General features: G+C 40.4%; 26 protein-coding genes and 3 pseudogenes. 16 read left to right on the top strand and 13 right to left on the bottom strand.

Annotation, left to right across the window (positions count from 1 at the left end; all coding sequences use genetic code 11):
• Window positions 1-100 precede the first annotated feature (100 nt).
• The 3 genes and pseudogenes from NST22_RS21350 to NST22_RS21340 form a co-directional block, all read left to right on the top strand.
• Complete coding sequence (locus tag NST22_RS21350) at window positions 101-553, top strand: MarR family transcriptional regulator (RefSeq protein WP_003226875.1); 453 nt, start codon at window positions 101-103, stop codon at window positions 551-553.
• Between the two features lie 146 nt (window positions 554-699).
• Window positions 700-1,362, top strand: coding sequence for an MBL fold metallo-hydrolase (locus tag NST22_RS21345; protein WP_003226877.1), 663 nt, complete (start codon window positions 700-702; stop codon window positions 1,360-1,362).
• Between the two features lie 16 nt (window positions 1,363-1,378).
• A pseudogene (locus NST22_RS21340) lies at window positions 1,379-1,512 on the top strand (LysR family transcriptional regulator); the annotation flags it as partial.
• 24 nt (window positions 1,513-1,536) lie between these two features.
• Here the strand turns inward: NST22_RS21340 and NST22_RS21335 are convergent.
• The 3 genes from NST22_RS21335 to NST22_RS21325 all read right to left on the bottom strand — a co-directional run bounded on the left by NST22_RS21335 (window position 1,537) and on the right by NST22_RS21325 (window position 3,434).
• Window positions 1,537-2,016, bottom strand: a complete 480-nt coding sequence (locus tag NST22_RS21335; protein WP_003243923.1) for a hypothetical protein — start codon at window positions 2,014-2,016, stop codon at window positions 1,537-1,539.
• 82 nt (window positions 2,017-2,098) lie between these two features.
• Window positions 2,099-2,542, bottom strand: coding sequence for a GNAT family N-acetyltransferase (locus NST22_RS21330; RefSeq protein WP_003226881.1), 444 nt, complete (start codon window positions 2,540-2,542; stop codon window positions 2,099-2,101).
• Between the two features lie 13 nt (window positions 2,543-2,555).
• The gene (locus NST22_RS21325) at window positions 2,556-3,434 is read right to left on the bottom strand and encodes a LysR family transcriptional regulator (RefSeq protein ID WP_003242958.1); all 879 of its coding nucleotides are present in this window, start codon (window positions 3,432-3,434) and stop codon (window positions 2,556-2,558) included.
• A 186-nt stretch (window positions 3,435-3,620) separates the two neighbouring features.
• Here NST22_RS21325 and NST22_RS21320 point away from each other — a divergent pair, with 186 nt between their 5' ends.
• The gene (locus tag NST22_RS21320) at window positions 3,621-4,835 is read left to right on the top strand and encodes an MFS transporter (protein ID WP_003243239.1); all 1,215 of its coding nucleotides are present in this window, start codon (window positions 3,621-3,623) and stop codon (window positions 4,833-4,835) included.
• A 32-nt stretch (window positions 4,836-4,867) separates the two neighbouring features.
• On the opposite strand, the gene NST22_RS21315 is transcribed toward NST22_RS21320, so the two are convergent.
• Complete coding sequence (locus tag NST22_RS21315) at window positions 4,868-5,707, bottom strand: pentapeptide repeat-containing protein (RefSeq protein ID WP_003244562.1); 840 nt, start codon at window positions 5,705-5,707, stop codon at window positions 4,868-4,870.
• A gap of 145 nt (window positions 5,708-5,852) precedes the next feature.
• On the opposite strand from NST22_RS21315, the gene NST22_RS21310 reads away from it, so the two are divergent.
• Both NST22_RS21310 and NST22_RS21305 read left to right on the top strand, forming a co-directional pair.
• On the top strand, window positions 5,853-6,242 hold the full coding sequence (locus NST22_RS21310; RefSeq protein ID WP_003243451.1) for a nuclear transport factor 2 family protein: 390 nt from the start codon (window positions 5,853-5,855) through the stop codon (window positions 6,240-6,242).
• Between the two features lie 67 nt (window positions 6,243-6,309).
• Window positions 6,310-7,098, top strand: coding sequence for a hypothetical protein (locus NST22_RS21305; protein WP_003244492.1), 789 nt, complete (start codon window positions 6,310-6,312; stop codon window positions 7,096-7,098).
• 45 nt (window positions 7,099-7,143) lie between these two features.
• On the opposite strand, the pseudogene NST22_RS21300 reads toward NST22_RS21305, so the two are convergent.
• From NST22_RS21300 to NST22_RS21275, 6 genes and pseudogenes are all read right to left on the bottom strand, one after another.
• Window positions 7,144-7,321: pseudogene (locus NST22_RS21300) on the bottom strand (MFS transporter); the annotation flags it as partial.
• Between the two features lie 151 nt (window positions 7,322-7,472).
• Entirely contained in the window at window positions 7,473-8,129 is a 657-nt protein-coding gene (locus NST22_RS21295; protein WP_003243153.1) for an ATP-binding cassette domain-containing protein, read from the bottom strand.
• Complete coding sequence (locus NST22_RS21290; protein WP_003243304.1) at window positions 8,126-8,881, bottom strand: DUF2705 family protein; 756 nt, start codon at window positions 8,879-8,881, stop codon at window positions 8,126-8,128. Before NST22_RS21290 ends, NST22_RS21295 begins: the two co-directional genes overlap by 4 nt.
• Window positions 8,878-9,588 carry a WxPxxD family membrane protein gene (locus tag NST22_RS21285; RefSeq protein WP_003243512.1) on the bottom strand — a complete coding sequence of 237 codons (711 nt, stop codon included), beginning with the start codon at window positions 9,586-9,588 and terminating at the stop codon, window positions 8,878-8,880. Before NST22_RS21285 ends, NST22_RS21290 begins: the two co-directional genes overlap by 4 nt.
• Window positions 9,578-10,333, bottom strand: a complete 756-nt coding sequence (locus NST22_RS21280; RefSeq protein ID WP_003244187.1) for a DUF2705 family protein — start codon at window positions 10,331-10,333, stop codon at window positions 9,578-9,580. Before NST22_RS21280 ends, NST22_RS21285 begins: the two co-directional genes overlap by 11 nt.
• Window positions 10,334-10,446: 113 nt before the next feature.
• The gene (locus NST22_RS21275) at window positions 10,447-10,884 is read right to left on the bottom strand and encodes a DUF2712 domain-containing protein (protein ID WP_009968442.1); all 438 of its coding nucleotides are present in this window, start codon (window positions 10,882-10,884) and stop codon (window positions 10,447-10,449) included.
• A gap of 1,127 nt (window positions 10,885-12,011) precedes the next feature.
• Between NST22_RS21275 and NST22_RS21270 the strand changes: the two genes are divergently transcribed.
• The 3 genes and pseudogenes from NST22_RS21270 (at window position 12,012) to NST22_RS21260 (ending at window position 12,602) form a co-directional block, all read left to right on the top strand.
• Complete coding sequence (locus tag NST22_RS21270) at window positions 12,012-12,197, top strand: hypothetical protein (protein WP_009968440.1); 186 nt, start codon at window positions 12,012-12,014, stop codon at window positions 12,195-12,197.
• 32 nt (window positions 12,198-12,229) lie between these two features.
• Window positions 12,230-12,319 (top strand): annotated as a pseudogene (locus NST22_RS21265) (hypothetical protein); the annotation flags it as partial.
• A gap of 43 nt (window positions 12,320-12,362) precedes the next feature.
• Window positions 12,363-12,602 carry a hypothetical protein gene (locus tag NST22_RS21260; protein ID WP_003244542.1) on the top strand — a complete coding sequence of 80 codons (240 nt, stop codon included), beginning with the start codon at window positions 12,363-12,365 and terminating at the stop codon, window positions 12,600-12,602.
• 43 nt (window positions 12,603-12,645) lie between these two features.
• On the opposite strand, the gene NST22_RS21255 is transcribed toward NST22_RS21260, so the two are convergent.
• Window positions 12,646-13,953 carry an MFS transporter gene (locus NST22_RS21255; RefSeq protein ID WP_009968439.1) on the bottom strand — a complete coding sequence of 436 codons (1,308 nt, stop codon included), beginning with the start codon at window positions 13,951-13,953 and terminating at the stop codon, window positions 12,646-12,648.
• Window positions 13,954-14,053: 100 nt separating this feature from the next.
• On the opposite strand from NST22_RS21255, the gene NST22_RS21250 reads away from it, so the two are divergent.
• Window positions 14,054-14,374 carry a hypothetical protein gene (locus tag NST22_RS21250; RefSeq protein ID WP_003226899.1) on the top strand — a complete coding sequence of 107 codons (321 nt, stop codon included), beginning with the start codon at window positions 14,054-14,056 and terminating at the stop codon, window positions 14,372-14,374.
• 11 nt (window positions 14,375-14,385) lie between these two features.
• On the top strand, window positions 14,386-14,832 hold the full coding sequence (locus NST22_RS21245) for a DUF6376 family protein (protein WP_003244214.1): 447 nt from the start codon (window positions 14,386-14,388) through the stop codon (window positions 14,830-14,832).
• Between the two features lie 32 nt (window positions 14,833-14,864).
• Here the strand turns inward: NST22_RS21245 and NST22_RS21240 are convergent, their stop codons facing one another.
• Window positions 14,865-15,794 (bottom strand): manganese-dependent inorganic pyrophosphatase, encoded by a 930-nt coding sequence (locus NST22_RS21240; protein ID WP_003226902.1) that lies wholly within the window; start codon window positions 15,792-15,794, stop codon window positions 14,865-14,867.
• 204 nt (window positions 15,795-15,998) lie between these two features.
• Here NST22_RS21240 and hypR point away from each other — a divergent pair, with 204 nt between their 5' ends.
• Window positions 15,999-16,376, top strand: coding sequence for a transcriptional regulator HypR (gene hypR, locus NST22_RS21235; RefSeq protein ID WP_003242487.1), 378 nt, complete (start codon window positions 15,999-16,001; stop codon window positions 16,374-16,376).
• Window positions 16,377-16,405: 29 nt separating this feature from the next.
• On the opposite strand, the gene cotF is transcribed toward hypR, so the two are convergent.
• Window positions 16,406-16,888, bottom strand: a complete 483-nt coding sequence (cotF, locus tag NST22_RS21230) for a spore coat protein CotF (RefSeq protein ID WP_003243364.1) — start codon at window positions 16,886-16,888, stop codon at window positions 16,406-16,408.
• Window positions 16,889-17,033: 145 nt separating this feature from the next.
• Here cotF and NST22_RS21225 point away from each other — a divergent pair, with 145 nt between their 5' ends.
• From NST22_RS21225 to rplI, 4 genes are all read left to right on the top strand, one after another.
• The gene (locus NST22_RS21225; protein WP_003226909.1) at window positions 17,034-17,183 is read left to right on the top strand and encodes a hypothetical protein; all 150 of its coding nucleotides are present in this window, start codon (window positions 17,034-17,036) and stop codon (window positions 17,181-17,183) included.
• Window positions 17,184-17,409: 226 nt separating this feature from the next.
• Window positions 17,410-18,339, top strand: a complete 930-nt coding sequence (locus tag NST22_RS21220; RefSeq protein WP_003243969.1) for a YybS family protein — start codon at window positions 17,410-17,412, stop codon at window positions 18,337-18,339.
• 36 nt (window positions 18,340-18,375) lie between these two features.
• Complete coding sequence (gene gdpP, locus NST22_RS21215) at window positions 18,376-20,355, top strand: cyclic-di-AMP phosphodiesterase GdpP (RefSeq protein ID WP_003242517.1); 1,980 nt, start codon at window positions 18,376-18,378, stop codon at window positions 20,353-20,355.
• Window positions 20,352-20,801 carry a 50S ribosomal protein L9 gene (rplI, locus tag NST22_RS21210; protein WP_003226915.1) on the top strand — a complete coding sequence of 150 codons (450 nt, stop codon included), beginning with the start codon at window positions 20,352-20,354 and terminating at the stop codon, window positions 20,799-20,801. Before gdpP ends, rplI begins: the two co-directional genes overlap by 4 nt.
• Window positions 20,802-20,829 lie beyond the last annotated feature (28 nt).

Raw genomic sequence — 20,829 nt, 5'->3', positions numbered from 1 at the left:
GATATTAGTCTGGACTGTACAGCACGCATGTGGTCTTATAATAGTAAGGTTAAAACATTTTTGTTGTAATTGCAACAAAAATACGTGAGGGGTTTTAGGAATGAATGATATTTTGCGTGAGATCGGCATGATAGCAAGAGCGTTGGATTCCATAAGCAACATCGAATTTAAAGATTTAGACTTAACAAGAGGGCAGTATCTCTATCTCGTGCGTATATACGAAAATCCGGGAATTATTCAAGAAAAATTGGCGGAAATGATAAAAGTGGACCGGACAACGGCCGCGCGGGCCATTAAGAAGCTGGAAATGCAGGGATTTATTCAAAAACTGCCGGATGAGCAAAATAAAAAAATAAAAAAACTGTTCCCGACTGAGAAAGGGAAAAAGGTATATCCATTGTTAAGAAGAGAAGGAGAACATTCCACGGAAGTGGCCTTGTCCGGTTTTACTTCAGAGGAAAAGGAAACCATTTCTGCACTCCTTCATAGAGTGAGGAAGAATATAGAACGTGATTGGGAATATGTGAAGAAGGGGAACAAAAGGGATTATTAATGGACAACGTTAACAAGTTGAGCTGATGCTGGCGAAAATCGGCGTTTCCTCTCAAGAATCCAGTCAGCTCGAGCGTGGGTGAAAATAGTCCGTTCACTTCTGTTTTCTTTAAAACTATCAAAAAATTTCCACAGGAGATGGTTTGCGTGAATTTGAGACAACTATCAGAACATGTCTTTCAATGTGAATTTGAGCTTGATGTGCCTCTTCGTATTCCGGTTCATACCTGGTTTATCAAAGATGGTGATGATGTTTATATTGTTGATACGGGAATAGAACGTTTTGCTGATGCTCAAATTAGGGCAGCGTTAGCGATCGGCAATCCAAAAGCCATTTTGCTTACCCATGGCCACAGTGATCATATCGGGGGTGCATCAAAATGGTTAGAGAGATTTGATATTCCGATTTTTGCGCACCAGAAAGAACTAAAGTACATCAATGGGGAAGAGCCATATCCGAACAAAAATGAAGTGGAGAACACAGGGGTAGCCCATATTGTACAGCCGCTGACGGAGCAAACGCTTGCTCATCTGCCTCTGAAATACTATTTAACACCTGGCCATTCGCCGGGGCATGTTGTGTATTATCATAAAATCGATCGTACGCTATTGACGGGCGACCTTTTTATCACAAGTAAGGAGGATTTACACCCACCTATAAGAAGATTCAGTGTTGATATAAATGAGAACATCGACAGCGGCTCAATCATAGATCAAATCAAACCAACGCTCATTTGCTCTTCACATGGCGAAGAAATCCTTTATAACGAAGAATTGTATAAAAACTATGTGGTAAGGTATAGGGATTAATGGAAGTGAAAAACATAAGCTGAAAAATCTCCAGCATGGTGAAGCCCTCGATCCGATTTACTCACACCCAAAAAGAAAAAATGGCAGCTGCCTGCCGCAGAGGCTTTTGCGGAGCTTGTTTTACATTCGATTCATGAGCAAAAGGAGTGAGTGTCAGGCTCACTCCTTTTCTATTTAAATTGCGGCTGTGAGCTTTGGTTTTACAAATTTCATGAAAACTCCTCTGACTAATGGGCCCATAATCAGTAATTGCAACGGATAGGCCAGGATGAAATTTTTCAACACAATCATAAGATAAGCACTGAAGAGGCTGTCCCCGTTCAGCCCATTTGCTAGAACCGCTGTCACTAAACCGAACACAGACATACAAAGTACCATGCCAATCACCATACAAGTTGACATGGCAAGGATGACATAAATTTTTTTAGTCTTGTCGAACGGCATGCGGAATGCAATCTTCTTGGCGAGGGGGCCCACTAACAGTAAATCTAACAGGAGGGCGATCATAAAACCGATGACCATTTCAAAAACGGTCATCAGTGAAAAATCGTAGATGGCTCGGTTGATGATGGCATTGTAAATCGACATGACGCAAACCATTCCAAAGCACATCATCACGCCAAATATAAGGCCTTCTTTTTTATTTGCTGGCATACAATCATTCCTTCTCTCCATAATCGGTGATTAGTATACCAATGAACCGTTCATGCTCATAAGTGACAAATTTGTGAACAATCTATAGCGCAGAATCGTCTTGTTTTGTCATCAGCACATGCGGAATGCCGTCCAGCATAAATTCTTCTGATGCAGTCCGATAGCCGAGCTTTTCATAAAAGCCTGCCGCCTGTGTCTGGCCGTGCAGTTTGAAGGCAGAAATGCCTTGTTCTTTTACAATACGTTCTAATGCATCGACGATCACTTTTCCCAAACCGAATTTGCGGTAAGACTTCAGAATGCAGATTCGTTCCAGTTTCCCCGTGTGGCCAACGATACGGACACGTGCAGTGCCAACAGGTACATTCTGATGATAAGCCAGGATGTGCTGGCAGTCACCGTGGAGTGTATCGAACTCATCGAATTCATCCGAAATGGGACAGCCTTGTTCCTCTACAAATACTGCCTTTCTGATTTCAAACGCTGTATGTAAATCCTGTTCTGACGTGATTTTTTTGACATTCATGCTTGAATCCTTCCTACTCAGAAAAATGGCTGATCACATATTGTTTAAAGGTCTCAGCAACCGGTGATAAAAACCTGCCTTTTATCCAGGCAATTCCTATGACACGCTGACATTCCGGCCAGCTGACGCGGATTTTGGTGATTTTGCTTTGGTCTAAGCCTTTCAGGTCTGGGAGAATAGATATGCCCAGACCGGCTGCCACAAAACCTGCGGCAGTAGTTGCTTCTTCTCCTTCAAACATAATGTTCGGCTGTATATTGGCCTTCTCAAACAGCTCATCGACCGTCATCCGAAGCGCATAGCCCTTTTTCAATAAAATAAAACGCTCCCCGGCAATCTCATTCAGGGTAATGCTTTCGCGACTGGCTAATGGGTGATCATTTGGCACAAATACAAAGAGTTCTTCACTCCACAGCTTGATCCATTGGATCGGATTTTCAGGCTTAATCGAAGCGAGGAGACAGAGGTCCAGATCTCCGGATTTTAATCGTTCAAGCAGCCAATAAGAGTGGTTTTGCTTCAGCTGGAAGGAAATGTTGGGGTATTCCTGCTGAAAGGAGCCGATGAGATCGGGCACGAGCGTGGTGCCTAATGTATGTAAAAAACCGAGAGAGACTACGCCTTGGTCTGGCTTTAATAAGGCTTGGATTTCTTCTTTTCCTTCGGTATACTCCTTCATCATCGCCTGAACCCGTCGTAAAAAAATGTGTCCGTATTGATTTAAGCTGATGGATCGTCCTTGCCTGTCAAATAGCGGGACGCCCAAATGATTTTCCAGCCTGGCGATAGAGCGTGAAAGTGCAGGCTGTGTGATGGAGAGGCTTTTTGCGGCTTTCGTGACGTGCTGCATCCGGGCCAGTGTTTGAAAATATTCAAGTTGTTCCCATTCCAATTATCATCTCTCCTTATTACATATAAGCATGAAAAGGATATTTTATATGCATTATACAACATATATCAACGGTGCTAAGATAATAATATAAACAGACTCGAGGATGTTTGAATTCGTAAGAAATAAAGGATGATTGTTTATGAATGGCAGTGCTCCACAACATGATGAGGGACCGATAAAGTCCCGATGACATACATTCGAAAAGGCACACCGGTTTTTCGAAAAATTACGTTTGCTTTCTTCGCTGCGGGTTTCAATACATTTGCGATTCTATATTGCGTACAGCCGCTCATGGAGGAATTCACGCGGGAATTTCATGTAACGCCTACTGCGGCGAGTCTTTCTTTATCTGTTACCACAATGCTGTTAGCTGTGAGCATGCTTGTCTTTGGTTCATTATCCGAGGTGTGGGGACGCAAGCCTATTATGGGTATTTCCATGCTGGCCGCATCGGTTCTCTGTCTGGCATCGGCCTTTAGTCCGAGCTTTCATACACTGCTCGTATTGAGAACCATTCAAGGCGTTGCGCTCGCAGGCCTTCCGTCGATTGCGATGGCTTATCTTGGGGAAGAAATTGAACCCGGAAGTCTTGGATCAGCGATGGGGCTATATATCAGCGGAAATGCAATCGGCGCCGTTTTCGGAAGGATCGTTTCCGGGCTCCTGAGCGAGTACTTGAATTGGCATATGGCGATGGGGACAATTGGTGTCATTAGTTTGATTGCTAGTGTTATATTTTTTATAAATTTGCCGCCATCCAGGCATTTTACGCCAAGAAAATTGAAGCTCGGGAAATTGGGAATGTCTCTGATCGGCCACTTGAGGGACCGTAAACTATTCAGCTTGTTTCTCATTGGTTTTTTGCTGCTTGGAAGCAATGTTGCCTTGTTTAATTACATTGTGTATGTGCTGTTGGGCCCGCCGTATTCGCTTAATAAAGCATTTTCCAGCTGGATCTTTATTGTGATGATTGTAGGCATTTTCAGCTCGTCTTTCATTGGAAGAATGGTTGATCGGTATGGCTATCCGAAAATATTGGTGATGAATATTTTCATCGTCATTGCAGGTGCGTTATTTACGATAAACAATATGCTGGCAGTGAAAATTCTGGGGATTGCCCTCTTTACATTCGGTTTTTTCGGAGGGCATTCAGTTGCCAGCAGCTGGGTGGGCAGGAGAGCCCTTCACAACAAAGCACAGGCTTCATCGCTGTATTTGTTCTTTTATTACGCCGGTTCAAGTGTTTTCGGAACAATCGGAGGGCTATTCTGGTCTGGTTTTCACTGGCTGGGCGTCGTCGGTATGATCACCTTCATGCTGCTGGTTGCGTTATGGCTGTCGGGATACTTGGCAAGAAGTGTGAAAATGCCGGATAAGAGGAACGAAAAAGGATTGAATTGATCAGTAAAAAAGGACCGTTAGCGGGTCCTTTTTTATTTCCAATGGGCAGGGGTTCGTACAGACAGCGGCAGCTTTGTATTCGAATCGCCGTTGGCGGCGTTCACCTGTGCCTGTGTCAAAAAGATGCTCCCGGTCAGGTCGGCGCCGCTGAGATCAGCGTCTCTCATATCTGCACCGATAAAGTCTGTCATTCTCAAATCGGCATTTCTCAGATCGGCGGCTATGAGCAGCGCCCCTCTTAGATTTGCTCCTCGCAGATCAAGCCCTTTCAGTTTCGCGCCGATCAGGACACTTCCCCGGCTGACCTTTTTCGGGAGTTTTGGATGGCGGGCTTGGGCACGCACCAGTTCACTTGTTTTTAACAGCCATTCATTGACCTCAGCTCGATGCTCGTCCACCTGCAGTGTCAGCAAGCGTTCTTTGCTGAGTCTGGTGAGCCTTTCTATTTTTTCGAAAGTGGTTCTCAGTTCAGAATGAATCGGCTTGGCTATATCTATAGAAAGAGCTTCATGTAAATACCAGAGCATTTCGTGCAGCTGCTGCATGATAGGAAAAACGTCAAACATCTGGTTGGCCGTTTCGGGGCTGTTTCGCCAATCCTTTCCCTCATAAGTGATTTGGGATACTTTTTGGCCGGCGCCAAAGCATTCATATGCAGAGCAGCCTCGAAATCCTTTTTCTCTGAGATCTTTATGTATAGAACATTGATAGTTTGATTGTAAGTTGCGGCAAGGCGTGCCCCCGTCTTTATCAAAAGCAAAATCTGCCGACTTCGCATAAGGCAAGGCGACACAGCACAGGCCAAAACAGTGCTGGCAATCCGCACTTAAATCATAATGTATATTGTCATGTAACGTTACTTCCGCAGACAATAATGTTCACCCCTTCACTTGGGTACTTTGTTAAATATATCTATTTGATTATATAGGAAAAAAGGATACTTTTCATTTTGTTTTCAAGGTTTCAGTGGTCTAGCGATGTATAATATATCCAATCATGATGATTGGGGGAATTCATTTGGAACAGCAATTGAAAGACATCATCTCTGCGTGTGATTTGGCAATCCAAAATGAAGATTTTGATACACTGATGAATTATTATTCGGAAGATGCCGTTTTAGTTGTGAAGCCGGGCATGATCGCGCGAGGCAAGGAAGAAATCAAAAAAGCGTTTATCACGATTGCGAACTATTTCAATCATCATATTGTCCCGACACAAGGGAAAATGATCCTGTTGGAAGCAGGTGACACGGTACTCGTTCTTTCTCAGACACTGCTTGATTCGGATAAAAAGGACTCCGAGTATGCGATGGAAAGAAGGGCGACCTATGTATTTAAAAAGAATGCGCAAGGCGAGTGGCTTTGTGTAATTGATAATTCATATGGTACGGATTTAATTGGTGTGTAAGATATGTCTTTGATGTGCCATTCCTGCATATAATGATTCATTCAGCTGATTAGGGAAGGTGACACAATTGAATGTGTATGACATCAGAATGGCTCCTTATTGGTTTTATGAAGGCAGAGGACTTGTTCAACATCCATACGTATTTCGGCAGCCTGTCTCCTCACGTGCAATCATTGTATCTACCCGCGGCGATGTAACGGGAGACGGCGTTATTGACGAGGTCTTTCTAACTGGAAATCAAATGCCCGGCAGCCCGTTATGGAGAAATATCACATTGGTGATCCGTGATGGCAGAACCCATCAGGAGCAGCGGATTCAGCTTCAAAACAATATGGGATACAATCCGTCACTTTTTCTGGGGGATATGACAGGCGACAAGATTGAGGATGTGGCAGTAGTAATGGACACAGGGGGAAGCGGCGGTGCTATTTATGCATATGTGTTTGCCTATCTAAACAGGCAGTTCCGGCGAATTTTCAATTCAGATGTATTGAATGATGAATTAAAGTACAGTGTGAGGTATCAAAATCAATATAAAGCGAGCGTTATCAGTCATCAGCAAAACGAAACGTATATCCTCGACCTTACTTACAAGGGCAGGGAATATTTGAATGAGATTTATAACAGCCAAGGTGTGTTAAAAATGCCGATAGAAGGATGGGTGAATCCTTTATCGGGCTTGTATCCGGTTGATTTTGACAGAGACGGCGTATACGAATTATTGGCGTACCAGCGGATAGCGGGAAGGTATAACGCCGACTCATTGGGATATGTTCAAACCGTATTAAAATGGAACGGGCAGAGGTTTATGTTTAACCGTCAGACTGTTACGATTTTTGGGAGTGACTTATCTTAAGTATTCTTTCGATGCAGAAAAAGAGTGCTTTTCAGCAAGCACTCTTTATTCCAGTTTAATTCGTTTTACATCCCCTAATACAAACACATAAAAAACCAATCCCAGCAACAACACAAAACCGGCACCAGAAAGCTGAGCGTAAGGAGCCTGTCACATCAAATAAATATCCCGTCAGTGAAGTAGCTATAATGCCTCCGAACAGGTTGTTTGCCAGGTTTATTAGAAATATTGATGAATTTACTTTTTCTTTTTAAGATTTGTTTTCTGACTGATCATATCTCTTCGCAATTATCAGCATTTCATTGGATTTTCTAGCATTACAGCAGTTGAACTTGTCTGCAGTCTATCATTGGATAAGAAATAGCCAGTTTAAACTAACTATCTTTCTTATATATTACTTTTTCTGAAGTTTCTAGACGTCCATGATTCATTTCTAATGCAATGTCACATAAAGATATAATATCTTCCTTGTGATGACTAGTAATAATAATGGTAGCTCCCCTTTTTTTCTCTTGTAAAAGAATGTCATGAACAAATGCAACTCCTTTTTCATCAATCGCATTTGTTGGTTCATCAAGTAGCAATATATCAGGTTTTTCAAAAATAGCCTGTGCAATATTTAATCGTTGTTTCATTCCTAACGAGAATTTACTAACCTTTACACTATTAAAATTTTCCAAACCAACTCTACTAATAGAATCTAATATATCATTATCTGATGCGATCTTTTTAATTTTTGACAAAATTTTAAGGTTAGTAAAAGCATCATACTGAGGAAGTAACTGCATATTTTCTATAATTAATCCTACACTTTTAGGAAAAGAGATATCTTTATGTAATTGTTCACCTTTAATAGTTATACTCCCTTCAGTAGGGACTATTAACCCGGATAATGCACGAAGTAGCATGGTCTTTCCAGAACCATTACTCCCAAATAGTCCATAAATTGTTCCTTTTTCAAATGTATAAGAGATATTATCTAAAACTGTAGTCTTTTTAATTTTTTTTGTTAGGTTTAATACCTCAATCATTGTAAGCCCTCACTTTTTAGCATATCTATTTTTTTGAACTTTAAGACAGATAATATAACTATTGAAATCTGTAAAATGATTATAATAAACAAACCTAATAATGGTTCAATAATAGCAGTTCCAGATTGGGAATAATAGCTTAACCCAGTTCTTAATCCATTACTGTAGTTTGGAATTAAAAAGTAGTGAATAACTTTCGGAGAATTTAATTGCACTAACTTCTTTGCTAAAATTAACGAAAAAATAATATAAACGCTTATATTTAATTGTGCTATTTGAGATTTATAATAAAGCTCCATAAATAATTGAAAACTAAATAAGTTAAGTAAGGTTAGATAATACATGAGTGTCATCATAACAAATCTTTTATTGATAACGGAATTAATATCAAGGTTATGAAGAGATACAAGTGAATAAATATAAAATATAGCAATCTGAGATAAAGTAAAGATTAAAAGTACAACTGTAATTATTAAGAATTGAGATGTTACCCATTTAACTCTACTATGTTCTCTTACTAACTTTAATTGCTCATACGAAATGTATGTATCTCTAATACTCCCAGAGAAACAAAAACTTAGGGAAACAATAGGTACAAACCACAATAAAATATTTTGATACTCATAATGACCCGAGGTGCTTATTGGTATGCCATCTAAAAAAGGAAAGACATTTTTATTATTATTATAACTCGATAATGACGCCTGAAATATTATCGCAACTAAAGTTATGAAAAAGCCTTTAATCCTCATTTTTTATAATCCTTATTCAAAAAAATTGAAGATCCAACTAAATAAAAAATAAAAACTATTATTATCTGTCTAATATAAACTATTATAAGATTTGAAGTTGACCAATATCTATTGAGCATATTTGTGAATATAGCCAAGTCTCTAAAGGGTTCCCAATATCCATTAGGAAGTAATAATTTAACGCCGAAATACAAGCTATCTAAAATTATATACACAATAAAAATTGCTAATGCTACTGAATTAAACAGATCGTATGTAAGTCTAAACATAATACCTACTGATAAGTAGAAAAACACTAAACTAATCATGTTTAATAAACAAATTGATAAAAAGTTTGCTTCGACCAACAAGTTTTTACTAAAGAAAATATGTGTACACGTAATATTAATAACAGTATGTATTGAAGAAAAAAGTAAAGAAACAAACCCAATCTCCATAATTTTAGACTTGTAGTAATTTTTACGCTTAACCATCCTCATTACTTTGTAGGGGTTTTCTGAATGAAAAAAGTTACTAAGTAACATAAGAAACGGGACAATATAAAACAAGGTATATGCAAATATTGAACTATATCCGAATGTACTATTATTCATATATAGTAATGACGCGATAGAATTCTTTCCAAGATAAGTGTGGTTCTGGTTGAACCATAAAGTAACTAAAAATAGTAGTAAACATAAAATTAATAGTAGTCTTTTAATTTTCATTGTATTTTGCCTCATATAAAACAATACTAGAAATTATTATTAGAAAAATAAAGATAGACAAACATAGGATAGGGAGAAGTACATTATAACCGTATTCTGTAAACGGTTGGAATAAAAACATTAATGATTTGTTTTTTAGTATAAGTACGAACCAAATAAAAAAACTTGCTGGGTAGGCATACTTCTTATCACGAAAAAGTAAACTGAGGCTTGAACCAAGTGCTCCAACAAATCCAGACATAATACAACAAATAATAGAAAATAACACAATTGCTATATAAGGATGGGCCATACTAAAAGTATAAAGGCTGTTATCAGGGAATTTAATTTGGTCTAAGTCATTTTTAAATGTACCTTTAAAAAAGAAAACCTGAACCAATAAAAAGTTTAATATTAGTGACAAAAACATTGTCAAAAATGAAATGATAAAAGAGGTAAATATTTTTTCCAAACAATATTTTTTTCTGCCAACTTTGCTTATAAGAATGTAATGATATCCTGTTTTATAATCTTGTATAGAATCGTCAGCACATAGTAACAAAAAATAAAGCGGAAGAAACCATAATAGGATCATTTGTGAAGCATGCCCTACGGAAGTGCCAGAAAGGAAAAACGCATATGCAGGATGGTATTCTGTGTTAGTCATTAACAATAGTGATATATCAACACAAGGAATTAATATGATTATAGTAAATATTATTATAGTTAATTTATTTTTGATAATGCGATAAATATGACTTTCCATGTTCTCACTCAATTCTTAATAGAATAAATAAAAATGATAATCTTATAAAAAGATTATCATTCTAAATTTTTTCGCGTGGCTAAAAGGTGCCAACGTTTTTAGAAGGTTCTTGTTTACCAAGTTTCTTCATCCCATACACCATCTATACCATAAGAACTTGCACTGTAATTGTTGTTTTCAACTGCTAAGGCTACATATGTATGGCTTCCCTGGCTATTTGCATGATAATAATGAGCTCCGCTTCCTTGTTTTACGTTATGTATTTTAGAAGCTTTTGGAATTTTACTATTCCCTGTGTTAATCAACCAAAATGTCATGATTGTACCTTTACCTTCTGCCGATTTCTGTAAATTTACTTTCCAAGGATTATCTGTATGAGTGGTCTGTCTAAATGCATCATTTGAATAGGCATTACCATAGCCATAAGGTACAAGTAAATGGAATTTATAGTTATCATTGCTGGCTTTTATAAAATTACTACTAGCAAGTAATGATATGCCTAAAGCAGCCGCAAGAAGGAAACGGAAATTGCTCTTCAGGAATTTATTCATAATTTTACAATCCTTTCAATATATATTTTATACTATCGGTTAGTTAAAAATAATGTGAAATTTTCGTTTTTATATCTAACTAAATAAAACTCAGGATGAAATTAAATGAAGACCGTAATGGGGAGATGGAGTTACTCCTATTTAAAACTTCAACACAAGTAATAAAAACCTCCTTTTACGTAAAAGATTAACTATATTATATCTTAACTGTAATAACCTGTAAAGAATTTTATTGATAGTATTGGATTTTATGTTATAAAGGAAAAAGGGTGGGCGATTTGCTCAATTGAGAATATTTTTATTATAAATTTAATGAGGACGATTAATAGTTTGCAACTCCAGAAAAGTCCATGATTCTGTTCCAAGCCCTACCTTGACCGATTGGATCACTAAATTGCATGATTTGATTTTCAAGTAGAAGCCGTCGCTCTAGATTCCGGCTACTTAACAACTCTCATCTCTAAAGGACTATTTGACCTCCAAGTTTTTGGTGCCATCGCACATAGACGTTATCACCCAGTCAGGGGTTTGCTTCCAAAATGGAAATTTCATTATAAAGTGAACAATACAGATACATTTGTTGAATCAGCATACACTTACGTACTCAACAATTGATCGCAAAGACTATCGGTCATATAAATCAAATCCTGAAATATGTTTGAGAATATTACACAAAATCAACGAAACGCCAGAAAGTCGTTACTCGGTATGTATGGCAAAACCATAAAGAAAAGGTTAGAAAAGATTGCTTTTCTATTTCAGGAAATCTCTAAAAAAAGAAAAGAAAAAATAGAACGAAGCTTTGTAGGTTCAAAACAACTGCACGGGCTTAGCTATCGCAGGTTCAGGGGGTGAGCAAACAAATCCTCCTCACAGCTGCATGCCAGAACATGAAGAAGAACGCCACATACCTAGCCGGTATGTGGGAGCTCATTTTCTTTTTATGACAGCTGAATATCTTGAAAAACAGCACAAAACTAAAAAGCTTGTAGAAAGAACAACGTTTTCTCTACAAGCACTCTTTATTCCCGCTTAATTCGTTTTACATCCCCTAAGACAAACACGTAAAAAACCAATCCAAGCAGCAGAACAAAACTGGCTACCAGAAAGCTGAGCGTAAAGGAGCCTTGTCACATCAAACAAAATACCCCGTCAATGAAGCCGCAATAATGCCTTCGAACAGGTTGTTTGCCAGATTTACCATGGAGCTCAGCATGGATACGGAACCGATCGGCGCCAGCTCTGCGGAAATGGACCAGCGAAACCGTAAAAACAAAAATGAAAAGGATCCCTACGTGTCAAACATTGTATAATATATCCAATCATGATGATTAGGGGAATTCATTTGGAACAGCAATTGAAAGACATCATCTCTGCATGTGATGTGGCAATCCAAAATGAAGATTTTGATACACTGATGAATTACTACTCGGAGCGCATCATGTGTAAACCTCGGAAACAACCTCCCCAGCGGTTTTGTGAATTATAAAAAACAAAACCAGGGATTCGGCTCCATTTCAGGAGACCATAATGATATCCACGATATTTTAGCGACAATAGAGGAAAACGGCACACAGGATGCTTTTCATTATGAAGGTGGTCTTCAAGGAAAAAACGAGCAGGTGCTCGAACAGATAGAGCAGGAAATGCTAGCTTCGGGGCTTGATATAGAGGAACAGGACGAGGAGAAGGTAAATGGGGACGGGCCGATTCTTTGATGTAAAGGGAGAGCTGCCAACTGGCAGCTCTCTTTTTCATGTTCTATAGTTTAATTCGTTTTACATCCCCTAATACAAACACATAAAAAACCAATCCCAGCAACAGCACAAAACCAGCTACCAGAAAGCTGAGGGTAAAGGAGCCTGTCACATCAAACAAATACCCTGTCAGTGACGCAGCAATAATGCCTCCGAACAGGTTGTTTGCGAGATTCACCATGGAGCTCAGCATGGATACGGAACCGATCGGCGCGAGTTCTGCGGAGATGGACCAGCCGACCGGAGCGGTTGCGGAAATTCCGGCGAGTCCGATGGAAATGCAAATAATGGCTACGGTAATATTGTTCGTCAGAATGGATCCTAAAAAGAAAAAGCCAAAGCTCATTCCGACTATGATTACGGTTCGGTACACCTTGGTATTAGGATAGCCTTTCTTAATAAAATAATCGACGAGCCAGCCGCCGACGGCAATTCCGGAAATGGTTGAGATCAGCCACGGCACTGCCGTAAATAAACCGGACGACATGAGATCCATACCGTATGTATGTTTAAAGAAAGTCGGAAGCCAGGTGAGCAGCAGGTTGAATGTATACCCGTACCCTGTAAATCCGATCATTAAGCCCCATACTTTTCGATTGGTGAAAAGCTTTTTTAAAAGCGGGCCCGTTTTGTAAGGGATTTGCTCTGTTGTAATGGCATTGTGTTTTTGAATATAGTTTAGTTCACTTTTAGAAATGCGTTTGTGCCGTTCAGGCTGTTCATAATACTGCCAGAAAAAGATCGTAAACAGCACATTGATGCATCCAATCGTCAAAAAAGCGACACGCCAGTCAAATGTTGTGACAAGAAAGGCGACCAATGGCGCGCCGATTACATTTGAAAACTTGGCGGCCGAATCGAACAGTGAGTTTGCCAATCCCCGCTCACTTGGAGGAAACCAGAGAGCGGTTGCTTTAGAGGCAGCAGGGAACGCAGAGGCGCTCGTCAGCCCAATGAGAAACCGGAACAGATACAACAGCAATTTTCCTTGCAAAAAAGCAAGAAGGATCGTTAAAAAGCTCCATATTGTCATTCCAACCCTCGTGACCCATGCGACCCCAAAACGGTCCAGCAAACTTCCGACAGGCAGCTGCATCAGTGTATAGGAATAGGTGTAAATGGAAAACACGATGCCGAGTTCAGTTGCAGTAAGGTGAAACGAATCTTGTATCGCAGGGGCCGCTACCGAGATGGCCACTCGGTCAAAATAATTAAGAATAATAATGCCGCTAAGTAACGAAGATATGTACCATCTGGTATGCCCAGGCCGTTTCACGCGCTCTTGACTCATGATGAAAACCTCCTCTGTCATAGCATGATCTCCTGATAGAAAAACCATTCAAATTTTAAATACCACAGCGCGCTTTTATATAAACGGCAGGAATTTGACTGGAACAGATCGGTGCTTTAGAATGAAAGTAATAAAAATGAACACTCCAAAGGGGAGTAGCTTTCACAGTAAAGTCGTCATTACGGGACAAGGTGTCCTCGGCTTTGCTGGCAATCTCATTGTTAGCGAGACCTTTGCCAAATCTGATTTGGTGAAGGTCTTTTTGTTTCAGGAACTTCACCAAATTGGTGGAGTTTTTTCATTTTTATCAAAAAGGGAGAGGAGCATCAGAATGTCTAAGCTGAAAAAGTGGCTGAAGCGTGAATTGGTGAGGAAAGGGCTGCCGTTAGCGAAAGAGAAATTGATTCCGATCTTAAAAGAAAAAATGAAAAAGAAACGATGAGGGGGCTGAAGATGAAGATCATTTTGACAGTACTTGCCGGAGTGGGACTTTTGAGTGCAGGCGGATGCGGCATGCTTGATCAGGTGAACGACGGATTGAACTATACGAGTGAAGCAGCTGGTTATGTGGAGAAGGTGAAGACATTTGCAGAGGAAGCGCCTGAATTGGCTGAGAAAGCTGTAAATGACACCGAGGCGAAAGAAAAACTTGAAGCGCAGCTTGAGTCGATTCAGAAGGCTGCCGCTGATTTTAATGAATTAACGCCGCCTGATGCCGCAGCGGAGATTCATCGAACCATTCAGGAGCATAACGAAACCTTGCAGAAAAGCGCTGAAGATGTGTTGAAACAAGCCGAGGAAGGCAAGGTATCGCTTAAAGAATTGGAGCAGTCAGACCTGGTCCAAAACGCAAAGCAAATTACTGATGTGATGGGACAAATTGAGAAGCTGGGTGAATAAGAAAAAGCATCCCGACGCGGGATGCTTTTTGCTTATTCAGCCATTGCGTCTGTTAAGACAGGAACGACTTGTTTTTTACGGGAAACAACGCCTTTTAAGAGGGCTGTGTTGTTTTCTAATGTAACGTTGAACGCTTTTTCCACTTTCGCTGCTTCGTTACCGATTGCAAGAGCAAGTGAATCATTTTCTAAGATATCTGTGATAACGAGAAGGAACAGATCAAGATTCTTCTCAGCCACAACTTTTGAGATCACAGCTTCTAATTCAGCTTGGCGTTTTTTTACATCTTCAATGTCCACTGTGTTTACTTGTGCGATTTCGACTTTCTTGCTGCCGAGTGTAAATTCTTTCGCATCAAGAGAAATGAGCTCTTCCACTGTTTTTTTGCTTAGATCAGCGCCTGCTTTCAACATGTTCAAGCCGTATTCTTCAGCATCTACTCCAGCGATCTCCGCAAGCTCTTTTGCTGCTGCTACGTCTTGGTCCGTGCAAGTTGGAGATTTAAATAACAGGGAATCAGAAATGATCGCAGACAGCATAAGGCCGGCAATTTCTTTCTCGATTTTCACGTTATTCTCTTTGTACATTTTGTTTAAGATGGTAGCCGTACAGCCTACAGGCTCAGCACGATAGTAAAGCGGCTCAGCTGTTTCAAAGTTAGCGATGCGGTGATGGTCGATAACCTCTAAAACCTGAACCTCTTCAATGTCTTTGATGCTTTGCTGGCGTTCGTTATGGTCAACCAGGATAACGCCGTTTACTTCGTTTGCAGCTGTTTCAACAAGACGCGGGCTTTCTTGTTTGAAATAGTCAAGCGCGTATTGTGTTTCGCCGTTGACTTGTCCGAGGCGGACAGGCTCAGCATTGAAGCCGAGTTTGTTTTTCAAATCAGCATAAGCAATCGCAGAACAAATCGTATCTGTATCTGGGTTTTGGTGTCCGAAAATAAGTATCTTTTCCATGATAGCTCCTATCCTTTTTTAAGTAGTGTAATCTTTATATAGTTTAACACGTCTTGCTGCAGGTGTAATCATGCAAACCCTTAAAAATTGATGTGAATAAGAAGCATTTTCTTTGAGCTAAGGAGAAAAGGTGTGTAAAATACTGGGTAGATTAGTTGCAAAATGTAATGTAGTATCAAAAAAGGTACTATTGGAGGGTCAAGAATGAGTGAAAAAAAGAATATATACCCGAACAAAGAAGGCTGTCCAGTTGAATTCACTCTAGATGTCATTGGCGGAAAGTGGAAAGGAATTCTTTTTTATCACATGATAGATGGCAAGAAACGATTTAATGAGTTTCGGCGAATCTGCCCGAGTATTACTCAAAGAATGCTTACTCTCCAGCTGAGGGAGCTGGAAGCGGACGGCATCGTGCACCGTGAGGTTTATCACCAGGTGCCGCCCAAGGTAGAGTACTCTCTGACGGAATTTGGGCGCACGCTTGAACCGATTGTTTTGCAAATGAAAGAATGGGGAGAATCCAACAGAGACGTGCTGGAATCTTATCGTTCGAACGGCTTAGTGAAGGATCAGCAGAAATAGCAGCAAAGGGAACTCCTTTGCTGCTTGTTTTATTTCATTGAAATGGCTCTGTTGGCGTTTCTGACATCGTTTTTCAACAGTTCAGAAAGGTTGTAAGACGGATAATATCCATGCTGATACATGTATCGATAAACTTGGGCGTGCAGCTGGATGGCAGCATTCAGCTGTTTGACCAGTACGTTTCTTAATTGAGGTGTTGCTGTTTCTGTAATTGCGATGGCATAGCTGCGGACAGATGTTTTGGCAAAACCGAGCAGGTCACCGCTGTAAAATGGGTTATCTGCGCGTTCTTCTTCCTCATCCTCTCTGTGCGGAGCCTGTGGAAAGAACGGAAGAAGCTCTCTCAAATTTTGCTCAACACCCTGAATAGACACGTTATAAAGCTGTCTGAGCTGAGGGTCTTTTACTTCTCTTATCATTTTCTTCAGTTTAATGAGTCCGTTTGATTGAAAAGCAACCAGCTCGTGCATTTCTAATGTTTCATGCCAAGCCAATGTTCTGCGTTCATCCATGTGAAAATTCTCCTTTATCGATCAGATTCCATATCAGCATATGCCCAACGCTCAATGTTGTTCATGATGTTTTGAAGTTTTTAAAAAGGGAAATTCACCTTATATAGGATACGGGTTGAGAACATGCACAAAGAGGTGAAACACAATGTGGGACATGATAAAGAACTTTTTCTTGTTTAGCAGCGGCGTTCTGCAAGCAACAACCCTTTTACTGGTGATCTTAATTTTTATGTATGTCAGAAAAACGAAAAAGAAAAACAAGGAATCTTCTGGCTTTATGGATGATAAACATTAATTGTGATGGGCATTCTTTTCAAAGAATGTCTTTTCCTTTTTCATGTTTCACATGAAACATTAGCGTCATTTTACTTGCGATTTGGACTTATGTTAAAATATAAAAGTAAAATTTAGAGATGATATAAAAACATTCGGTGCAAAGCATGTTGCAGCGATGAACAAAAGAGCAGTCGTTTATGCTGCTCTTTTCTATTCGTATGTTCAGGATGATACGAGGTGACTAAGTGAAACAAACGAGAGCTTTAATGGAAGGTGCTATTTTAATCAGTCTGTTTGCGATCATTACGCTTCTGGTCGTTTATGTTCCTGTGATTGGAACAATTCTGTTATTTGCACTGCCGCTGCCAATGATCTTGTATACGATCAGACATGGATTGAAGCTAGGGATATGGATGGGCGCTGTCAGTCTTCCGGTTGTTTTTATTGTCGGGTCCTTTAACGGGCTTATTGTAGCTTTTATGTCAGCTTGCGCCGGCATTGCCATGGGACATTTTTTCAAAAGGAAAGAGCCCGGGCACGCCATTATTTCGGGCGCTCTTATTTATATGCTTAGTATTGTCTTCTATTTTGTGATAAGCATTCAGTTTTTGGGTATCAATATCATTGATGAGGCAATGACACAATACCGGCAATCTCTTGATATTGTAGAAACTGTAGCGAAGCAGTCGGGCAATGCTGGGCAGTTTGAGAAGCAATTAAAACTGATGGAAGAACAATTGGGTATCGTTCAATATCTTTTTCCAACAGCTATTGTGATGGTAGGAGTTATTTTTTCTTTCCTCAGTTACCTTATCGCTAAGCCGCTCTTAAGGCGATTCTCCCCCGATATTCCTAATCTAAAGCCTTTTAGAGAGTTGAAGTTTCCGCAAAGTGTTGTAGTACTGTATTTGATTATTGTCATGCTTTCATTTTTGCCTTTAGAAAAAGGCCAAATGCTGTACTCTATCGCTTTAAATGGGGAGTTTATACTCGGGTTTCTGATTTTCATCCAAGGTTTATCATTTATCTTTTTCTATTGCCATAAGAAACAATATCCAAAGGCTGCGGCTGTGATTGCTGTCATACTTGGGTTTGTGCATCCGGTCTTCATGGCGGCCATTCGCATTTTAGGCGTTTTAGATATGGGCTTTCATATAAGGAATAAGGTGAAGTGAACATGAGTTTTACTCACATGGTGGGGAGTGATAGAAATGCCAAGCTTTTATGAAAAACCGCTGTTTCGGTATCCCATCTATGCATTGATTGCTCTGTCAATTATTACAATCCTCATCAGCTTTTATTTTAACTGGATATTAGGAACCGTCGAAGTGCTGCTGCTGGCAGTTATTTTGTTTTTTATTAAGCGTGCTGATTCTCTTATTCGACAAGAGATTGATGCTTATATTTCTACGTTGTCCTACAGGTTGAAAAAAGTCGGTGAAGAGGCATTGATGGAAATGCCGATTGGAATCATGCTTTTTAATGACCAATATTATATAGAATGGGCAAATCCGTTTCTTTCCTCTTGTTTTAATGAAAGCACTTTAGTGGGGAGATCACTTTACGATACTTGTGAATCGGTAGTGCCGCTTATCAAACAAGAGGTGGAATCGGAAACGGTTACATTGAATGACCGCAAGTTTAGGGTTGTCATCAAACGGGATGAGCGTCTCTTATATTTCTTTGATGTAACAGAACAAATCCAGATTGAAAAGCTATATGAAAACGAAAGAACCGTCCTGGCATATATTTTCCTTGATAACTATGATGATGTGACACAAGGATTGGATGACCAGACGAGAAGCACGATGAACAGCCAGGTGACATCTTTGCTGAACGCTTGGGCGCAGGAGTACGGGATCTTCTTGAAAAGGACGTCTTCAGAACGCTTTATTGCTGTACTTAATGAACATATCTTAACTGAACTCGAAAATTCGAAGTTTTCGATTCTTGATGAAGTGCGGGAAAAAACCTCGTTTGACGGTGTAGCGCTGACGTTAAGCGTCGGTGTCGGGGCTTCAGTCTCTTCCCTGAAAGAACTTGGCGATTTGGCGCAATCCAGCTTGGACTTAGCACTGGGACGCGGCGGAGACCAGGTAGCCATTAAGCTGCCAAACGGCAAGGTGAAGTTTTACGGCGGTAAAACAAACCCAATGGAGAAACGAACAAGGGTGCGGGCCCGCGTGATTTCTCACGCCTTAAAGGAAATCGTCACCGAAAGCAGCAATGTGATTATCATGGGGCATAAATTCCCCGACATGGATTCTATCGGCGCAGCGATCGGGATTTTAAAGGTGGCTCAGGCAAATAACAAAGATGGTTTTATCGTGATTGACCCAAACCAAATCGGATCAAGTGTGCAGCGTTTGATTGGGGAAATCAAAAAATATGAAGAACTGTGGTCAAGATTTATTACGCCTGAAGAAGCAATGGAGATTTCCAATGATGACACACTGCTTGTGATCGTTGATACACATAAGCCGTCACTCGTCATGGAGGAACGGCTGGTCAATAAAATTGAACATATCGTGGTCATCGACCATCACCGAAGAGGTGAGGAGTTTATCAGAGATCCGCTGCTCGTTTATATGGAACCATACGCTTCTTCCACAGCGGAATTGGTGACAGAGCTGCTTGAATATCAGCCGAAGCGCTTAAAAATCAATATGATTGAAGCAACAGCCCTATTAGCTGGTATAATAGTGGATACAAAGAGCTTTTCTCTCCGCACGGGCTCGCGGACTTTCGATGCGGCTTCTTATTTAAGGGCAAAAGGCGCCGACACGGTGCTGGTGCAGAAGTTTCTGAAAGAAACCGTTGATTCCTATATTAAACGGGCGAAGCTGATCCAGCATACGGTCCTCTATAAAGATAACATTGCGATTGCTTCTCTTCCTGAAAATGAAGAGGAATACTTCGATCAAGTGCTGATTGCGCAGGCTGCCGATTCGCTGCTATCGATGAGTGAGGTTGAGGCTTCATTTGCGGTGGCGAGACGGGATGAACAAACGGTTTGTATCAGTGCTCGGTCGCTTGGCGAGGTAAATGTTCAGATCATCATGGAGGCCCTGGAAGGCGGAGGGCATTTAACAAATGCGGCGACTCAGTTGTCCGGCATTTCAGTTTCTGAAGCGCTGGAACGGCTGAAGCACGCCATAGATGAGTATTTTGAGGGAGGCGTACAGAGATGAAGGTTATTTTCTTACAAGATGTAAAAGGAAAAGGAAAAAAAGGCGAAGTCAAAAACGTAGCAGACGGTTATGCGCATAACTTTCTAATTAAAAAAGGCCTCGCGGTTGAAGCGAACGCGTCAAACATCAGCGCGTTAAACGGACAAAAGCAGAAAGAGAAAAAAGAAGCCATTGCTGAGCTTGAGCAGGCTAAGAGCTTGAAAGAGACATTAGAAAAACTGACTGTTGAGCTTAGCGCAAAATCAGGTGAGGGCGGCCGTTTATTTGGTTCAGTGACAAGCAAGCAAATCACTGAACAGCTCCAAAAAGACCATAACATTAAAGTAGATAAGCGGAAGCTTGAACTGCCGGACGGCATTCGTGCATTAGGATATACAAACGTGCCTGTGAAGCTGCATCCTGAAGTGCAGGCTGTGTTAAAGGTACATGTAAAAGAAGAAGCTTAATAGAAAAGAGGCTTGGATTCATCCAAGC

This window comes from Bacillus sp. PS237, from assembly GCF_037963345.1.
GTDB classification, from domain to species: domain Bacteria; phylum Bacillota; class Bacilli; order Bacillales; family Bacillaceae; genus Bacillus; species Bacillus subtilis.
Note: the sequence above shows the minus strand (reverse complement) of the source record. Positions and strands in the feature narration are given on the sequence as shown.

Bases quoted from the DNA above. Each gene is read 5' to 3' on its own strand.
- NST22_RS21280 (WP_003244187.1), bottom strand. From the start codon at position 10,333: ATGGAAAGTCATATTTATCGCATTATCAAAAATAAATTAACTATAATA.
- NST22_RS21275 (WP_009968442.1), bottom strand. From the start codon at position 10,884: ATGAATAAATTCCTGAAGAGCAATTTCCGTTTCCTTCTTGCGGCTGCT.
- NST22_RS21330 (WP_003226881.1), bottom strand. From the start codon at position 2,542: ATGAATGTCAAAAAAATCACGTCAGAACAGGATTTACATACAGCGTTT.
- NST22_RS21335 (WP_003243923.1), bottom strand. From the start codon at position 2,016: ATGCCAGCAAATAAAAAAGAAGGCCTTATATTTGGCGTGATGATGTGC.
- NST22_RS21250 (WP_003226899.1), top strand. From the start codon at position 14,054: ATGAAAGTAATAAAAATGAACACTCCAAAGGGGAGTAGCTTTCACAGT.
- NST22_RS21350 (WP_003226875.1), top strand. From the start codon at position 101: ATGAATGATATTTTGCGTGAGATCGGCATGATAGCAAGAGCGTTGGAT.
- cotF (WP_003243364.1), bottom strand. From the start codon at position 16,888: ATGGATGAACGCAGAACATTGGCTTGGCATGAAACATTAGAAATGCAC.
- NST22_RS21285 (WP_003243512.1), bottom strand. From the start codon at position 9,588: ATGAAAATTAAAAGACTACTATTAATTTTATGTTTACTACTATTTTTA.
- NST22_RS21290 (WP_003243304.1), bottom strand. From the start codon at position 8,881: ATGAGGATTAAAGGCTTTTTCATAACTTTAGTTGCGATAATATTTCAG.
- NST22_RS21225 (WP_003226909.1), top strand. From the start codon at position 17,034: ATGTGGGACATGATAAAGAACTTTTTCTTGTTTAGCAGCGGCGTTCTG.
- NST22_RS21240 (WP_003226902.1), bottom strand. From the start codon at position 15,794: ATGGAAAAGATACTTATTTTCGGACACCAAAACCCAGATACAGATACG.
- rplI (WP_003226915.1), top strand. From the start codon at position 20,352: ATGAAGGTTATTTTCTTACAAGATGTAAAAGGAAAAGGAAAAAAAGGC.
- gdpP (WP_003242517.1), top strand. From the start codon at position 18,376: ATGCCAAGCTTTTATGAAAAACCGCTGTTTCGGTATCCCATCTATGCA.
- NST22_RS21295 (WP_003243153.1), bottom strand. From the start codon at position 8,129: ATGATTGAGGTATTAAACCTAACAAAAAAAATTAAAAAGACTACAGTT.
- hypR (WP_003242487.1), top strand. From the start codon at position 15,999: ATGAGTGAAAAAAAGAATATATACCCGAACAAAGAAGGCTGTCCAGTT.
- NST22_RS21255 (WP_009968439.1), bottom strand. From the start codon at position 13,953: ATGACAGAGGAGGTTTTCATCATGAGTCAAGAGCGCGTGAAACGGCCT.
- NST22_RS21245 (WP_003244214.1), top strand. From the start codon at position 14,386: ATGAAGATCATTTTGACAGTACTTGCCGGAGTGGGACTTTTGAGTGCA.
- NST22_RS21320 (WP_003243239.1), top strand. From the start codon at position 3,621: ATGACATACATTCGAAAAGGCACACCGGTTTTTCGAAAAATTACGTTT.